Origin of the sequence: Rossellomorea marisflavi, assembly GCF_009806575.1 — a bacterium.
Lineage (GTDB): Bacteria > Bacillota > Bacilli > Bacillales > Bacillaceae_B > Rossellomorea > Rossellomorea marisflavi_A.
Genome location: NZ_CP047095.1, coordinates 2,608,183 through 2,623,613 on the forward strand (window position 1 = coordinate 2,608,183; position 15,431 = coordinate 2,623,613).

A 15,431-nucleotide genomic window follows, 5' to 3' on the forward strand; every position below is an offset into this window, starting at 1 on the left:
TGAAACTAGCAATTAGTGTTTTACAATAATGAATAAGCCTTCGTCCAACTCATGGGCAATTCCATCAAGGATGGCTTCCAGGTTATTGCACACTTTCTGCAGTTCTTCAATGGTTTTACAATGAAAGACTGCTGTTCCTGAAGGTACCCTTTCAGGCGAAGTGGTAACTGCTGCCAGGATGAATTTTTGTATGACCGTGCTCATTTGCGTGCCTCCTTATTCGCCTTGGATTCAGAGGGCATCCTAATCGCATTTTCTAGCGTTGGGACCTGCCCGAGGATGGAGATTGCCATATCGACATCCTTTTTCTGAGGAAGCACGAAGATTCCCACTCGTCCATCATCCAGATCCCGCTTTGCCAGCGGTGTAAGGGCAGGCGTACCGGAATCTTTAAAAATCCCGAGCGACGTGGAGATATCATGGAGGATCGCTTGTCTTTGGCCAAGATTTGCAAGTGTTGAATTGGCATCGAACGTTTTTGGTGCGAGGATGAAGCCCATCCCGTACTTCATGATTTCCTCCTGTCTCGCAGGAAGCCCGATATTCATGATGTAGATATTATCAACATACAGCCCGGGTCCATCGAAATGGGGCTTGATGAACTCAATATCCACAATGTCCTTCAGCTTCCCTCCTGCCATCAGCATATGGGACACAAACATGCAGGCCAGACTGACCACAAGGGCAATATAAAAATTGAAAACGATGAAGGTCAAGGTCGCGATCAATGAAGTGAAGATCACAAGATAGTTCCGGCTTTCAAAGGCGACGGCAATTCCTTCTATATAGGTGGCTCCACGGGGAACAAGCTCATAGGCATCCAGTTCCGTGAGTGTCGTCCTCTCCATATTACGGACATCCCTGAACTGTGAAGCCGCCACCGTCAGGAAGGTGATGGCCGTGAAGTTCTCTTCCATCAGGGCAGGGATCGCGATGGCACCAAGACCTGACGCAATGAACCCAAGCGCGATGTGAATGATCTTGCCGTGAAGATACGTTGGATATTGCCGGTAGTCCGTGCGCAGCATATAGATCCGTGTAAGGGTCCCTGCCACTACACCGAAGATCACCGGAAAAACATAGTCATTCATAAGTGATGTACATCCCCCTTGTTCGACTGAAGTTTTGCATTAAATAATCGATTCATATACACAAGCCCATCGATTCCCAGCAAGATAAGAAAAGAAACGGCAGCTGCGTCCATGTACTTGTGCTCCCCGATCGTGTGTCCAAAACCGATGGCCGTCAAGATCACGCCGATGAATACCTGCCCCAGGGCCCCTCCTAGCAGGGCAGATGCATACCTCACGTTTCTGGAAGCTGCGTCCCCGTAAAAGAGAAAGCCCATTATAATGAGGACGACCACATCGGCAATAAAGGGATCTACAATCATCAATACAGGGTCGTAGATTGATACCAGCTTCAAACCTGTCAGGCACATGGCCGTTGAGATCAAGCTGATGAAAAGATACAATTTTTTGCGCAGTGACAGTTCCCTTATAGTCCACAGTGTCAACGATACGATCAGGACCAAGGGCATGGTGACCCGGTAATGACCGATTTCCAATTCAAATGGAAAGGAAGCAATCAGGATCAAACTGAAAAAGGAAATCCAAAAACGTACCCGTCCCTTTCTCATCAAAAACGTACTGAAAATCCAGACTCCCCATAGAATCCACAAATAAAAAATACCTTCCATGACGTTCACTCTCCCTTATTATCTACATTATGGAAAATATTTATGTATCCCATTCATGTATGAGAAAAATCCTCACTGAAAAAATAAAGGAAGGGGGTGAGAGACAAATGGGAAAAGATCGTCAGGAAAAGAAACTGAAACAGAGTAAACGAGTAGAGTCAGATCGTGACCAGGGGCTTCATTACAAAGGTGCCACAAGCTTGGAAAGCCCGGATGAAAGCAGAAAACACAGGTGATTCACCTGCACAGGGATAAGTTCATGTTCAGGCAGACTTGGATGCACGTATCCAAAAAAAAGAACGGATCGCGTCGGATCCGTTCTTTTCTTTATATTCCCCTTCTGCTGAAACGTTCTGGTTCAAGGCCACGTACCATAAGCCAGTGGTACACATGCCCCGTGAGGATGAGGGGAGTGTGATGGAGATCTTCAAGCGTCTCACAGCCCAAAGCACTCATAAGATAACGAATATCTGTATGGATCTCGTTGACTTCCTTGATTGTAGCCTGAAGTCCATCTCCCAATAGTTTACCAAGGAGTACACCTGCCATCCCCGCAGCCGAAGCGCCGAGACTGATCGACTTGACGATATCCAGACTGTTCATGATCCCACCGGAAGATATGATTGGCAGGGAAGTTGCCTGATGGGCTTCTGCAATGGAAATCGCCGTCGGAATACCCCAATCGTCAAAGAAATGAAGCATCCTTTCACGGCGCTGATTCTCAATCCTTGAGAAATTCGTCCCCCGAAGCCCCCGATATCAATTCCGGCTATCCCTGTTTGTGAAAGGGATTGTGCCGCTTCCCTGCTAATCCCAAAGCCGGTTTCTTTCACTATGACAGGGACAGACAGTCCTTCGGCAATCATTCCGATGCGCTCCAGGGCTCCCTTGAAATCACGATCCCCTTCAGGCATGGTCAACTCCTGAATGACGTTCAGATGGATCTGAAGGGCATCTGCCCGAATCATCTCCACGGCATCCTGTGCCTGCTGCACCGTCGCCTCACTGCCAAGGTTCCCAAGAACGATCCCCTCAGGATTATATTTCCGTACAATTTCATACGTGGATCTTTCCGACGTGTCCTTCAAGGCGGACATCTGTGATCCCACGGCTATGGCCATGCCCGTTTCCCTGGCAAGGACCGAGAGATCCTCATTTATTTTGGATGTTTGTTCCCCTCCGCCACCGGTCATAGCATTAATGAAAATCGGCGAACTCCACTCAAGTCCGCCGATTTTTGTACGAAGATCGATATCTTCAAGTGCTATATTCGGTAAGCTTTGGTGAACAAAAGCCACTTCATCAAAACCGGTCTTTCGCAGCTGACCCGTTGATAAAGCATGTTTAATATGATCCTGTTTTCGTTGAGCTCTTGTCACATGCATCACCATTTTTATATTTTATCGTAAAGCAATCCCCCGCCATATCCGGCAAGGGGATTGTATTTCAACCTGGTTTATTTCAAGTCTTTCAATTTATCGCCGATCATTTCACCGAGTTGGAAACCGGTGCTTTCTTCAGGCATTTCATAATCGGTTACTTCCTCTTCTTTTTCCTCGAGCGCTTTGATGCTCAATGAAAGGCGTTGATCGGCTTCATTCACATCAAGGACCTTCACTTTCACGTCCTGATTTTCCTGAAGGACCTCATGAGGTGTACCGATATGCTTGTGGGAAATCTGAGAAATATGCACAAGACCTTCCACGCCTGGGAATACTTCGACGAATGCACCGTAAGAAACGAGACGTTTCACGACCCCGTCAAGAACGGTCCCTTTCGGTGCTTTGCTTGCAATCTCATTCCATGGTCCAGGGAGAGTCTCCTTGATGGACAGGGAAATCCGTTCGTTGTCACGGTCCACGCTTAGTACTTTGACCGTTACTTTCTGACCTTCTGTAACCACGTCTGACGGTTTCTCCACATGTTCATGGGAGAGTTGTGAAATATGGACAAGCCCGTCCACACCGCCAATATCGACGAATGCCCCGAAATCAGTGATTCGTTGCACAGTTCCTTCAAGGACGGAACCTGATTCGATGTCGACGAGAAGCTGCTTCTTCTGCTCTTGCTTCTCGGCTTCGACCACAGCGCGGTGAGAGAGGATCAAACGGTTTTTCTCTTGATCCAACTCCACGATTTTGAAAGTCAGGGTCTTATTCTTGTAATCTGCGAAATCTTCAACATAGTGATCTTCCACAAGTGAAGCTGGAACGAAACCGCGAACGCCGAGATCGACGACAAGACCACCCTTGACGACGTCTTTGACTTCCGCTTCAAAGATTTCTCCTTTTTCAAAACGGTCTTTCATATCTTCCCATGCTTTTTCAGCATCAACTTTGCGTTTGGAAAGGACCAAAAGCTCCTCTTCCACTTTCGTCACGATTAGCTCAAGTACATCCCCTTCACTGACTACATCGGATGCTGTTTCAATATGAAGGCTTGAGAGTTCACTGATTGGAATGATGCCATCCACCTTGCTATCCTGGACATCCACTAGGACCTGTTTCTCTTCGACCTTAGTGACGGTACCTTGAACTCTTTCACCAATCTCGAGATTTTTCACTTCGATTCCATTCATGTCTTCCATTATGTACTCCTCCTTAATCCATGACTGCAAAAAATTTGAACTTCTCGCATGCATTTTAAATATTCTTTCTATTAACTTCTAATAAATAGACCTATTTGTCAAGCAAGAAAGCTTATATTAATGATGGTTCTTCATTAAATCGGAGATATGACCCATGATGATATCGGTCGTTTGCTCGGCGTTCATCTTTTCTTCCTTGATCGAGTCCATATCGATCGGTGGACCGAAGACGACCCGGAGCTTCCGGAATGGCTTGTACGGTCCGATGATGGCACACGGTACGACGTGGGCATCTGAGCGAAGGGCAAAGAACCCTGCTCCTGCCAATCCCTTTCCGATTTCTCCTGTCTTACTTCTAGTACCCTCGGGGAACAGACCTAAAACCTCTCCCTCTTTCAAAACCTTAAGACCCTTCCTCAAGGCCTCCCGGTCGCTCATCCCCCTCCGTACGGGGAAGGCATGGATGCCTGGCAGGATCTTGCCTAAAATCGGGACATTGAAGAGCTCCTCTTTGGCCATGAATGATACGGGTCTCGGGGCAGCGACTCCGACGACAGGAGGGTCCAGGTTGTCGATGTGATTCGAGCAAAGGAGGACACCGCCTTCTTTCGGGAAGTGTTCAAGGCCTTCCACCTGTATGCGATACAAAGGCGAAAGGATCGACTTCACAAGACCTCTTGCAAAGGAATAAAGATTCACATCAACCGATCCTTTCCACTTGTTTCATGATTTCCTGCACCACTTCATTGATCGATAGGGAGGTCGTATCGATTTCGATGGCGTCCTCTGCTTTTTTCAGCGGTGCAACTTCCCTTTCGGAATCGATTTTATCCCGGAGGGCGATCTCTTCCTTCAACTTTTCAAGGTCGGAAGGGAAACCTTTTCTGATATTCTCGGAATGACGGCGCTCCGCACGCTCCTCAACGCTCGCAAGCAGGAAGATCTTCACTTCCGCATCCGGTATCACATGGGTTCCGATATCGCGGCCGTCCATGACAACCCCGCCTTCGCTTGCAAGCTGCTGTTGCCTGCTGACCATTTCTTCACGGACCTTGGAATGAACAGCCACGTGCGAGACGGAATTCGTTACGTTCGCCTGCCTGATCTCATCGGTCACATCCAATCCGTCTACAAGGACGATCTGTCCGCCATCAATCGGCTTCAATTCGATGACCGTATCATCCAATACTTCTTTAAGGGCATCCTCATCCGTCAGAGCGACACCTTTATTCAACGCTTTATATGTCAGGGACCTGTACATGGCGCCTGTATCGATATAAAGATAAGACAATCTTCCCGCCACGATTTTTGCGACGGTGCTTTTTCCTGCTGCTGCAGGACCATCAATTGCTATTCTTAAATTCATTTTCATCCACCTGCTTACATTCCTAATAAATTTCTTATCCATTTTAACATAAATCATCGGGGGCGCATCAGGAAAGTTTTCCACTGTGGGCTTTCGGGTTCAGAGGCAGAAGAACAAAGGAAGGGAGAAGGAGAGGAAGGGCTTACCGCCCCTATCTGCCTGGATTCTTGATTGTTTCAAGTATCTCGCTGTAAGTCAGTTTTTCCACACCTTCATAAAAAGTGATTTTGCGAAGGGACGGAATGGGATCATAGTGGATGAGGCATTGTGCGGCAAAAAGCAGGAGCAGATGTATGATCATCAATTTAAGGAGTATTCGTTCGACGGCTTTCATTCCATCACCTTTTCCATTTGATTAGAAAAAGTATGCACCATCCATTAGATATTATTCATGCGAACCCCTTTTTTCTGTGATCAAGCTGCTTTTCAAAACAGAATCGCATGATGTGGCGCTTATGGGATTCGTCCGGTGCAACGAATTCAATGCTCGCCAGTACCCTCCGGTTTTTTTCCCAAATCCGATTGACCCTTCCCTTCATTTCAAGGTAGTGGTGGGCCTTTTGCAAAGGGAGTACTAGGAATAGATCTACTTCTTCCTCTTCCCGGATCCCGGAATCCTCTCTTAGTATGACAGCACATCCGCCTGCACTGATATCTTCAGTAACCGTAACGATCCGGTGCTCCCCAGCCCTCAAGCTGATATCGACCGGTGCTTCGATCCGGACAAAATGCCTCCTCTGGATCCGTTTAAACTCCTCCTCAGATGGCCGTTCCAGCTCAATCAAAGGAATTTCCGCCATCCTTCTCCCCACCACCCCTGTCCTACATTCCAACACCGTCTGATCCTTCAGGACAAAGCTCACTTTAAGAGGGGTCCCGTTCATCAAAAAAATGGATTTCCCGGTTTTCTGATGGATCGGGTAATCTACGAGGACCGCATGTTCTTCCAGTCCGCATACTCTGCATTTATATGTGCCTTCAATTCCTGCCTGCTCCAGCTGCAGCGTCATTCCAATTTCAAACATAGTTCTTTCCTCCTATCCTTTTATACCTACTTACATTATGCCATTCCTTTCTACTGTTTTCCATAATTTTTCATCTACACAGGAAAAAACGGGCCATTTAGCCCGTTCCCTTCTTAATAAAGCTGCTCCGTACTTTTCAGACGCTCGACCTTTTCTTCCTGACCGTTCTGTGCGTTGATGAAGATCCTGTATGTGTCCTTCCCCATCATTCCCAGGAATTCATAGCAGAGCACTTCTTCATTCAGATCATTGACGATGACTGCCTGCCTCTCTTCCATCACCTTCAGATTCGGACTGGTGTATCCCTTTGCCTTCTCAATAGAGATGGTCGGCTCAGCCGTTTCTCGATCATGATGATTCCTCAAATATTCATCTGCAGCAAATCCGACGATCTGACCATTATCGAGGGCCACTTTGACTTTGATGGAATCAGGATAGATCCTCACCCCGTCGATATTTTTCACGAAGGTGAAGACACCGATATTATTGTACTGTGCACTTTCAAATAGCTCCAGCTGCTCGAAATCATTCTCCTTCAGGAATTTTGAAGCATTGCGGGATGCCTCATTCAGGGAGATGACGGCGTCCTTCACGTTGCGGTTGTTCATATACCAGATGGGATAACCGCCTTTTTTCGTAACATCCATACTTGCATCGGTTCCTCCGTTGCCGATCGATACGGAATAGAATTCAAACTCTGATCCCTTACCGCTTTTTTCGACCCTTGCATCCTTGGATTCACCGATACCCGAATACTTCCTCAAAAGGGCCACCGCTTGATCCTTCGTAATGTTTTTCCCCTTTAGCTTCTTGAAGTTATTGTCCTTTTTCTGATTGTTGACGAACGTCGTCGTCCCGACGTTTGCTTCGGTGTAGCCCGTTACATTTTTTTCGACGGTCTTGAATCCATCGATGATGGTGTTATCGGCCTGCTCTTTTCCACTGGCAAGGGCCATTTCAACATCCATCCACCGGAGGTTATTCTTCATGACGAGATTTTGCACTGTCCGAAGCTCGTCCTGGATCTCTGCACTTTGCTCATACAGCTTTTCAAGTGATTTGTATTCTTCATCTGTCAACGGGTTCTTATCGAGATCCCGGACGGCCGTGCGATAGCTGAAGTCCCCGATCTGGCTCAGGAATTCCTCCGTTTTGTTGAACGGCAAGAGAGATAGAGGCAGTTGCCCCACATCGCTGTGTGCCTGCGAAGTCAGTCTCCAGACGTCCGCTAGAGCCGGTGACAGCGACTTCCTTGAATTCATGGCGAGCGTGGCGCCGATTCCGTCATGCAGCATATCCATCTGGTACGTCAATTCGTGAAATGCGCGCTGATAATTATTCTCTGCATTGATGAGTATCGCATTCTTCTCCTGGTGCTCCTGATACCCCAGAAGGCTGTTCCTGCCACGCCTATGATTAATACTGCAATGATTATTCCACGTATCATCTTGGATCACCCCTTAATTACAGAATATATGCTTCCCGATTTTCTTGATCTGTGGCCTGGTCCAAATCCATTTACTTGTGGCCGTGTCCGGATTGAAATAGTAAAGGGCACTCGACGACGGATCCCATCCATTTATGGCATCCATGACGGCTTCCTTGGCCCTCTCATTCGGCGTGAGCCAGATCTGACCATCCGCGACGGCTGTGAATGCACCTGGTTCGAAGATGACTCCTGCCGCTGTGTTCGGGAAAGAAGGACTGTCGATCCGGTTCAATATGACGGCTGCGACAGCTACCTGACCTTCATACGGCTCTCCCCTGGCCTCACCATAAACAGCGTTCGCCATGAGTTGGATATCATTTTGCGAATAACCGCTCGGTGCATTGACGGCCGATGGTTTTGCCCCGGACGACCCTTTATTGGCATCCGACTTCCCGGTGCTTTGCTTATTTTGATCAGTGCCACCGTAATAGGTGAATTTATTTCCTTTATTGATTTGATCATTCACATACTGTTTATCGAATTTAGAGGCTTTGACAAGTTTGTCTTTCGTTGTTTTCCCTGCCAAACCATCAATGGGCAGTCCGTATTCATACTGGAAATTCCGCAGGGCCCAATAGGTGCCCCACCCGAATACCCCGTCTATCTTCCCGTTATAGAACCCGATATATTGAAGTCTTGCCTGAAGCTCGATGACGTCATCGCCGGTGGCTCCCTGCTGGATGACCTGTCCAGTGAACGCATCCGTTTCAGCCGCTTCGGACGATATCATAAAAAGGATGCAGACCAGTACTGCAGCGGCAACTTTCCAAAATCTCTTCATCATGCGTAACCTCCATATTCTCAATTCACATTTTCAGTAGTTTTTGTAGTGGCACCCATTTTATGCAAAGCTCTTTGCCTAAAGATACGTTTCATCCGTCACTGATCTGTGTGAAAACAAAAAAAACACTCAACCTGAGTGTCTTACGGGATCCTTGATCATTTTTGATTTATAGTGGTGTTCTGATAGCCTGTGAGCATGCTTCACCTTTTTCAATCCGAGCCACCAAAGGAAGAACATGAATGGAATCATATAATACACCCAGTTTTTTTCTGAAAGGAAGATATAATTGTAGGTACCATGAAGGAGGATGGGCAGAGAGATCGACATGATCATCCATTTAATCTTCCCTTCTTCCGGGGAGAACTTTGCTTTACCAAGGTAATACCCCATCAGGACGCCGAATAATGCATGACTTGATACAGGTAGGAGGGCACGCCCGAATGCATACTCTACTCCATTGGCTACGAGGTAGAGAATATTTTCCACGGTGGCGAATCCAAGTGAAACACTCGCTCCGTAAATGATGCCGTCATAAGGTTCGTCGAAATGCACATGCTGATAAATGACGAAGATAAGGATGAACCATTTAAAAAATTCCTCCAGAAATCCCGAGGAAAGATAGGCGGTGGAAAAGTTCGAGGTGACAAACCCTTCGACATCTAGTACATATTGGAGGAACATGATCGGAAAGGTAATGATCACACCAAATAAAAAGGCTTTGAACACCAGCGCCACAGGTTCTGCATCGTATTCATCACGTAGGTAAAAATAACTCAGCAGCGCCAAGCCAGGTGCTATGCCCGCTGATAAGATCACCAGCATAAAAAGTCCTCTTTTCTTTCCGTTTCCTTCATCGTATCATGTTAAACTAGGAATGAAAATAGTATCTTACCGACTGGAGGAGAAATCCATGAAAAAGAAAATCATCGTCATCCATACCGGAGGGACCATCTCCATGATGGAGGATGCAGAGACCGGCGCCGTAAGTCCAGGCAAGGAAAATCCTCTTTCCGTCCAGACATCCATCGTATCAGATCTTGCAGACCTTCACGTGATTGAGGCATTCCACCTTCCTTCCCCTCATATCACACCTGTACATATGGAAAAGATCAAGAGGCTGATCGAGGATTCATATAAAGAAGAGCCTTTCCACGGCGTTGTCATCACACATGGAACAGACACATTGGAAGAAACGGCCTATTTCCTCGACCTCACATTATCACTGCCAATTGCAGTCGTTGTGACAGGTGCGATGCGATCCAGCAATGAAATTGGAGCGGACGGTCTATACAATCTCATTTCATCGGTTCGCGTTGCTGCCGATGAGAAGTCCATCTCCAAAGGGGTCCTCGTCGTATTGAATGACGAGATCCACTCTGCCAAAAATGTGACCAAAACCCACACAAGCAATGTATCGACCTTCCAGAGTCCCCAATACGGACCGATCGGGATCGTCACCAAGCAGGGCATCCTGTATCACCACCAGCCCACTTCAAACGAGCATTATCATGTATGTGATGTCTCCAAAAAGGTGACATTGATCAAAGCCTATGCAGGAATGGACTCCGACCTGCTGAAAGCCATCAAGGAGCTCAGCTACGAAGGAGTCGTCATTGAAGCACTCGGACAAGGGAATCTTCCACCGGGAGCCCTCCAAGGAATTGATGATCTGATCGCCGCCAACATACCGGTGGTCCTTGTATCCAGATGCTTCAACGGGATTGCCCAAGATGTGTATGGTTACGCCGGCGGGGGCAAGGAGCTGAAGGAGAAAGGGGTCATCTTCTCCAACGGTCTCAACGGACAGAAGGCACGGATCAAGCTAATGGTCGCCCTGTCCCAGACAAGTGATTTGAAAGAGCTTGAAATGATTTTCAAACAATAAGAGAGGCTGGGACAAAAGTGTTTTAGTCATAGTAAAACCCGAACCATTTTGCCTAGGATAAGGCAAAATGGTTCGGGTTTTTAGTTTGTTTCATGCCCAATTTATTTCATTGATTGGAGTGCAAGACGAAGGCTCCTGCGGGAAGAAAAGCTTATGTGAGACACCCGGAGATGCCGGGGAGGCTCACGTGCTACCCGCGGAAAGCGAAGTCTTGCACGAAAATCATGGGCGGTATAAAGAACCTAACCTGACAGTGTCCGTCATTAAGTTGTAACTTTTTCTATTTTACCTTCCTGGCAATATCCTCTGCGATCAGCCCACCATGATGCCTGCCGTTTTCAATGAAGATTTCATTGGCATTATTACCGGCTGCGATGACACCTGCGATATAAATATTGTCAACATTCGTTTCCATTGTCTCTTCGTTGATCATGGGTCTGCCGGATTCAGGATCGAGCTGGATCCCCATCCTGGTAAGGAAACTGTGGTCGGGATGATAGCCTGTCATGGCGAATACATAGTCATTGGCAATGGAGAAGGTTTTTCCATCCCTGCTGAAGGTGACGGTTTCATCGGTGATTTCTTCCACGCACGCATCGAATTCCATTTTGATTTCCCCGTTTCGCACGAGGGCATCGAAGTTAGGGAGGATCCACGGCTTCACGCTCTTTGAGTATTCACTGCCCCTGTAGATGACCGTGACCCTTGCTCCTGCCTTATTCAACTCCAGTGCTGCATCGACGGCCGAATTTTTCCCTCCGATCACCACCACATCCGTGTCGAAGAAGGGGTGGGCTTCTTTGAAGTAGTGATAGACCTTATCCAAGTCTTCACCGGGTATCCCCATATAGTTCGGATGATCGTAATAGCCCGTAGCGATGACGATATACGCGCATTCATATTGATCTTTTGTGGTGGAAACGATGAAAGTTTCCCCTTTTTTCTCCACTTTCTCCACCATCTCAAAACGATTGATCCTCAGGTCCTTCCTCTTCGCCACCTCGCGATAATAAACAAGCGCCTGATTCCTGCGGGGTTTATGCTCTTCAATGACAAACGGGACGTCCCCGATCTCGAGCTTCTCGCTGGAGGAGAAGAATGTCTGGTGCGTCGGGTAGTGATAGATGGCGTTCACGATATTTCCCTTCTCAATGATCAAAGGGTTCAATCCCTGTTCTCTCAATCGGATGGATGCCGATAAACCACACGGCCCCCCGCCGACGATGATGCAATCTTCTTTTTTCAACTGTGACACTCCTTCAAATACAACGGATCTAGTTCTGTTTTGTCTCACTCATATTATGTAATACTTTTAAAAGGAGGTCAAAGAATCATGACCTTCAACTCTTCTCCTGTACTTTTTGCACTCAACTAAAAAAAGGCCGTCCACATCGGACGACCTTATTGAATCCTGTTAAATCCAACCCCTGAAACGACATGCTTCCGCCATTTTGCGGACGCCGACCATGTAGGCTGCGAGCCTCATATCGACGCGCCTCGTCTGGGCAGTATCGTAGACATTTTGGAACGAATTCACAAGGATCTTCTCTAACTTCTCTTCTACCTCTTCTTCCGTCCAATAATAACCCTGGTTGTTCTGTACCCATTCAAAATAGGAAACGGTCACTCCTCCCGAAGATGCCAGCACATCCGGTACGAGGAGGATGCCACGTTCAGTCAGGATCTTTGTGGCTTCAAGGGTCGTTGGACCATTGGCGGCTTCCACCACGATGCCCGCCCTGATGTTGTGGGCATTCTCTTCCGTGATCTGATTTTCAATGGCAGCAGGGACGAGGATGTCGCAGTCGAGCTCTAAGAGCTCTTCATTAGAGATCGTGTCGTTGAAAAGCTTGGTCACCGTCCCGAAGCTATCCCTCCTGTCCAACAGGTAGTCGATATCAAGCCCATTTTCATCGTGCAGTCCACCATACGCATCAGAAATCCCGATGATCTTGGCTCCTGCATCATGCATGAATTTAGCCAGGAAACTGCCTGCGTTACCGAAGCCCTGGACCACTACCCGGGCACCTTTCAGGTCAATTCCTTTTTTCTTAGCTGCTTCCCGTATGCAGATCGTCACCCCTTTGGCAGTGGCCGTCTCCCTACCGTGGGAGCCTCCGAGCACCAGTGGTTTCCCGGTAATGAACCCAGGGGAATTATATTCATCGATCCGGCTGTACTCATCCATCATCCAGGCCATGATTTGTGAGTTTGTGAACACATCAGGAGCCGGTATGTCCTTTGCGGGACCGACGATTTGACTGATGGCCCTCACGTACCCCCTGCTCAGACGCTCCAGTTCGCGGAAGCTCATATCCCTCGGGTCGCAGATGATCCCACCCTTTCCTCCGCCATATGGCAGATCCACGATGCCGCATTTCAGGCTCATCCAGATCGAAAGGGCCTTTACTTCCTTCTCCGTCACATTCGGGTGGAAACGGATACCTCCCTTGGTGGGACCGACCGCATCATTGTGCTGCGCCCGGTAACCGGTGAATACCTTCACTTTCCCATCGTCCATCCGGACCGGAATCTTCACCGTCAACATACGGACCGGTTCTTTAAGCAATTCAAATACTTCTTCGGGATACCCCAATTTATCCAATGCAAGATGAATAACCGTTTGCGTTGATTTCAATACGTCATGCTGATGACTTTCGTTCCCCTTATCGGCTACCATTTTTTATACTAAACCTCCCAGTATTCTACACTGTGATAAGACATGTCGTCCGCTTTCATAGCATAGTATACACGTTTGATCCTCCTGTGCAAAGGCGGAAATGCAAAAAACAAATAAAAATTGTAATCGCTTTCATTATAATGGAAATGATAAAGCCTGTCCTTCAAAATCCTCACTTCAGATTGAGGACAACTTGCTACCGAATCCGCTTCTCACTTACGGTTCAAGCAAAAAAATCACCTTCATATGAAAGTGACCTGAACGTGCTTCTATAGGGAGTCAGGGGCATCAAAAGAAACGAAGGAGCTCTCGGTCTGCACCTTTCTCAATCAGCATCATACCGTATTCCATCAGAACATGCTTGGTGATGGACGAGATCTCTCCATATTCCTGCAAAATCGCTTCAAGCAATGACCGCTCCTCCAGGGAAAGGTCATCGATGAACAGATAGTAGTAGCCTTGATGAAAATACAGGGCCGTATTTCCATTGGAATGCTGCCACCAGTGGACGTCTGAAATCCGTTTGACTGCCGAGATGATATCCTCGATATCTTCCATGAATACAAGGAGATGCCGCTCTCCCGATGGAGCTTCCTCGTGAATATCTTCCCAGTCCGAATAATCCTCATCTGCTTCGAGGGTGAGGATCATACAGACTTCCCTCTCATCGAAGGATTCAATTTCCACGGTGATCTCCATCTGGGCTTCGATCCCGAACTTCCATTGGACCTCTTCCAGCATATCTTCGAACAAATCATGCCACATATATGAGTTTTTCCATTCCTCTTGTTCGAATAACCCCTTTTGCTCGAGTTCTTCAACCGTAATGGAAAATTTTATTTTATTTTCGGATATTCGCTCCAGCTTCATCCTTTGTACCCCCTAAGTGTATGACGGTTTACCACATACTATGTTCAGGGGGTAAATCAGTGCATGGTACCTCTACAATTTGCTTTTAAGCCATGCTTCCCAATCACTCTTCTGTTGGCCGACGATATGGTCTGCATATTCCGCCTTCTTTTCACGCGTGAGATGATCGATGGCGAACCCTCCCATTCCGATCTCAAGGCCAGGCCGATCCTTCTTAAGGGACTCCACCAATTCCAATAGAGCATCTACATTCTCCCTCATCGTGCAAGAGAAAAAGAGGAACTTGGGCTGTACTTCGTCCAATACCACTTCAATATCATTTTCCTTGATGCTTGACCCAAGATAAATCACTTCGAATCCTTTCCTCCTCACATATAGCGTGAAGATGAGAAGGCCGAGCTCATGCCACTCACCTGGTCCGCATACGGCCACAACCTTTGGCAGGATGCCGTTGTGGGGGAATGAGTGCATGATGATCCCGATCCTCGACCTGAGGATGGAGGTGGCGAAATGTTCATGCGCCGTCGTGATTTCTCCGTTCTCCCACAAGTCACCGATTTTGACAAGCAGGCTCCCGAGTATATCGATGACGACCTTATCGATCGTATAGATCGAAAAAGATTGATTGATCAATTCATGGGCCTTCGTTTCGTCAAAACTCAGTAATGCTTTCAATAAATCATCCGATATGCTCTCTGTTCTGTCTTTTTGTACAGGGGGCGACAGTTCCTGATCCTCAAGTTCACTCTTGTCCAGAAGCGACACGGCCTGACTGATCGTGAATCCCTGGTCCACCTTTTGTACAAGCCAGCGCAAGATGCTTACATGCTGCTCTGTATAGAGGCGGTGCCCTGATTCGTTCCTGATGGGCGCGATGATCTGATAGCGCCTCTCCCAGGCACGAAGGGTACCGGGCTGCACGCCTAGGATGGTTGATACCGCTTTTATATTATACTTGCCTTCTTGTCTTTTATCATTGCTCATATAAAGTCCCCCATGTCCACTCTTCTCACTAGAAGTATAATCCAGATCCTCCGCTGTGTAAA

The 15,431-nt window shown here is 47.5% G+C and carries 16 protein-coding genes and 2 pseudogenes; 2 read left to right on the forward strand and 16 right to left on the reverse strand.

What is annotated here, in order from left to right; all coding sequences use genetic code 11:
- Positions 1–12 precede the first annotated feature (12 nt).
- The 3 genes from D5E69_RS13560 to D5E69_RS13570 are packed head-to-tail and all read right to left on the reverse strand — an operon-like array spanning position 13 to position 1,699.
- Positions 13–204: a capping complex subunit for YIEGIA gene (locus D5E69_RS13560; RefSeq protein WP_048005893.1), complete on the reverse strand. Its 192-nt coding sequence runs from the start codon at positions 202–204 to the stop codon at positions 13–15.
- Positions 201–1,091, reverse strand: a complete 891-nt coding sequence (locus D5E69_RS13565) for a YIEGIA family protein (protein WP_048005894.1) — start codon at positions 1,089–1,091, stop codon at positions 201–203. The genes D5E69_RS13560 and D5E69_RS13565 overlap by 4 nt, the downstream gene beginning before the upstream one ends.
- Entirely contained in the window at positions 1,088–1,699 is a 612-nt protein-coding gene (locus D5E69_RS13570; protein ID WP_048005895.1) for a YphA family membrane protein, read from the reverse strand. The genes D5E69_RS13565 and D5E69_RS13570 overlap by 4 nt, the downstream gene beginning before the upstream one ends.
- Before the next feature lie 107 nt (positions 1,700–1,806).
- Here D5E69_RS13570 and D5E69_RS13575 point away from each other — a divergent pair, with 107 nt between their 5' ends.
- Positions 1,807–1,935: a YpzI family protein gene (locus D5E69_RS13575; protein WP_082139320.1), complete on the forward strand. Its 129-nt coding sequence runs from the start codon at positions 1,807–1,809 to the stop codon at positions 1,933–1,935.
- Between the two features lie 91 nt (positions 1,936–2,026).
- Here the strand turns inward: D5E69_RS13575 and fni are convergent.
- From fni to prsW, 9 genes and pseudogenes are all read right to left on the reverse strand, one after another.
- Positions 2,027–3,078: pseudogene (gene fni / locus D5E69_RS13580) on the reverse strand (type 2 isopentenyl-diphosphate Delta-isomerase).
- A 77-nt stretch (positions 3,079–3,155) separates the two neighbouring features.
- A complete protein-coding gene (gene rpsA, locus D5E69_RS13585; protein ID WP_048014129.1) occupies positions 3,156–4,289 on the reverse strand; it encodes a 30S ribosomal protein S1 in 1,134 nt (377 codons plus the stop codon).
- 114 nt (positions 4,290–4,403) lie between these two features.
- On the reverse strand, positions 4,404–4,985 hold the full coding sequence (locus tag D5E69_RS13590; RefSeq protein ID WP_048005896.1) for a lysophospholipid acyltransferase family protein: 582 nt from the start codon (positions 4,983–4,985) through the stop codon (positions 4,404–4,406).
- Position 4,986: 1 nt separating this feature from the next.
- Positions 4,987–5,658: a (d)CMP kinase gene (cmk, locus tag D5E69_RS13595; protein ID WP_048005897.1), complete on the reverse strand. Its 672-nt coding sequence runs from the start codon at positions 5,656–5,658 to the stop codon at positions 4,987–4,989.
- 145 nt (positions 5,659–5,803) lie between these two features.
- Entirely contained in the window at positions 5,804–5,986 is a 183-nt protein-coding gene (locus D5E69_RS13600) for a YpfB family protein (protein WP_156183317.1), read from the reverse strand.
- Positions 5,987–6,041: 55 nt separating this feature from the next.
- A complete protein-coding gene (locus D5E69_RS13605) occupies positions 6,042–6,677 on the reverse strand; it encodes a flagellar brake protein (protein WP_159129781.1) in 636 nt (211 codons plus the stop codon).
- A gap of 113 nt (positions 6,678–6,790) precedes the next feature.
- Positions 6,791–8,124: pseudogene (gene ypeB / locus D5E69_RS13610) on the reverse strand (germination protein YpeB).
- 13 nt (positions 8,125–8,137) lie between these two features.
- Positions 8,138–8,896, reverse strand: coding sequence for a spore cortex-lytic enzyme (gene sleB / locus D5E69_RS13615; protein ID WP_249931616.1), 759 nt, complete (start codon positions 8,894–8,896; stop codon positions 8,138–8,140).
- 180 nt (positions 8,897–9,076) lie between these two features.
- On the reverse strand, positions 9,077–9,772 hold the full coding sequence (gene prsW, locus D5E69_RS13620) for a glutamic-type intramembrane protease PrsW (RefSeq protein ID WP_048005902.1): 696 nt from the start codon (positions 9,770–9,772) through the stop codon (positions 9,077–9,079).
- Between the two features lie 88 nt (positions 9,773–9,860).
- Between prsW and D5E69_RS13625 the strand changes: the two genes are divergently transcribed.
- A complete protein-coding gene (locus D5E69_RS13625) occupies positions 9,861–10,835 on the forward strand; it encodes an asparaginase (RefSeq protein WP_048005903.1) in 975 nt (324 codons plus the stop codon).
- A 280-nt stretch (positions 10,836–11,115) separates the two neighbouring features.
- On the opposite strand, the gene D5E69_RS13630 is transcribed toward D5E69_RS13625, so the two are convergent.
- The 4 genes from D5E69_RS13630 to D5E69_RS13645 form a co-directional block, all read right to left on the reverse strand.
- On the reverse strand, positions 11,116–12,081 hold the full coding sequence (locus tag D5E69_RS13630; protein ID WP_063191644.1) for a YpdA family putative bacillithiol disulfide reductase: 966 nt from the start codon (positions 12,079–12,081) through the stop codon (positions 11,116–11,118).
- Between the two features lie 168 nt (positions 12,082–12,249).
- Positions 12,250–13,515, reverse strand: coding sequence for a Glu/Leu/Phe/Val family dehydrogenase (locus D5E69_RS13635; protein WP_048005905.1), 1,266 nt, complete (start codon positions 13,513–13,515; stop codon positions 12,250–12,252).
- Between the two features lie 288 nt (positions 13,516–13,803).
- Positions 13,804–14,385: an adaptor protein MecA gene (locus D5E69_RS13640; protein WP_048005906.1), complete on the reverse strand. Its 582-nt coding sequence runs from the start codon at positions 14,383–14,385 to the stop codon at positions 13,804–13,806.
- A gap of 72 nt (positions 14,386–14,457) precedes the next feature.
- Positions 14,458–15,369, reverse strand: coding sequence for a MerR family transcriptional regulator (locus tag D5E69_RS13645; protein ID WP_048005907.1), 912 nt, complete (start codon positions 15,367–15,369; stop codon positions 14,458–14,460).
- Between the last annotated feature and the right edge of the window lie 62 nt (positions 15,370–15,431).

What these genes read in the sequence shown, in the direction of transcription:
- D5E69_RS13560 (WP_048005893.1), bottom strand. Translation starts at nt 204, where the DNA reads ATGAGCACGGTCATACAAAAATTCATCCTGGCAGCAGTTACCACTTCG.
- D5E69_RS13565 (WP_048005894.1), bottom strand. Translation starts at nt 1,091, where the DNA reads ATGAATGACTATGTTTTTCCGGTGATCTTCGGTGTAGTGGCAGGGACC.
- D5E69_RS13570 (WP_048005895.1), bottom strand. Translation starts at nt 1,699, where the DNA reads ATGGAAGGTATTTTTTATTTGTGGATTCTATGGGGAGTCTGGATTTTC.
- D5E69_RS13575 (WP_082139320.1), top strand. Translation starts at nt 1,807, where the DNA reads ATGGGAAAAGATCGTCAGGAAAAGAAACTGAAACAGAGTAAACGAGTA.
- cmk (WP_048005897.1), bottom strand. Translation starts at nt 5,658, where the DNA reads ATGAAAATGAATTTAAGAATAGCAATTGATGGTCCTGCAGCAGCAGGA.
- D5E69_RS13600 (WP_156183317.1), bottom strand. Translation starts at nt 5,986, where the DNA reads ATGAAAGCCGTCGAACGAATACTCCTTAAATTGATGATCATACATCTG.
- D5E69_RS13605 (WP_159129781.1), bottom strand. Translation starts at nt 6,677, where the DNA reads ATGTTTGAAATTGGAATGACGCTGCAGCTGGAGCAGGCAGGAATTGAA.
- sleB (WP_249931616.1), bottom strand. Translation starts at nt 8,896, where the DNA reads ATGATATCGTCCGAAGCGGCTGAAACGGATGCGTTCACTGGACAGGTC.
- prsW (WP_048005902.1), bottom strand. Translation starts at nt 9,772, where the DNA reads ATGCTGGTGATCTTATCAGCGGGCATAGCACCTGGCTTGGCGCTGCTG.
- D5E69_RS13625 (WP_048005903.1), top strand. Translation starts at nt 9,861, where the DNA reads ATGAAAAAGAAAATCATCGTCATCCATACCGGAGGGACCATCTCCATG.
- D5E69_RS13635 (WP_048005905.1), bottom strand. Translation starts at nt 13,515, where the DNA reads ATGGTAGCCGATAAGGGGAACGAAAGTCATCAGCATGACGTATTGAAA.
- D5E69_RS13640 (WP_048005906.1), bottom strand. Translation starts at nt 14,385, where the DNA reads ATGAAGCTGGAGCGAATATCCGAAAATAAAATAAAATTTTCCATTACG.
- D5E69_RS13645 (WP_048005907.1), bottom strand. Translation starts at nt 15,369, where the DNA reads ATGAGCAATGATAAAAGACAAGAAGGCAAGTATAATATAAAAGCGGTA.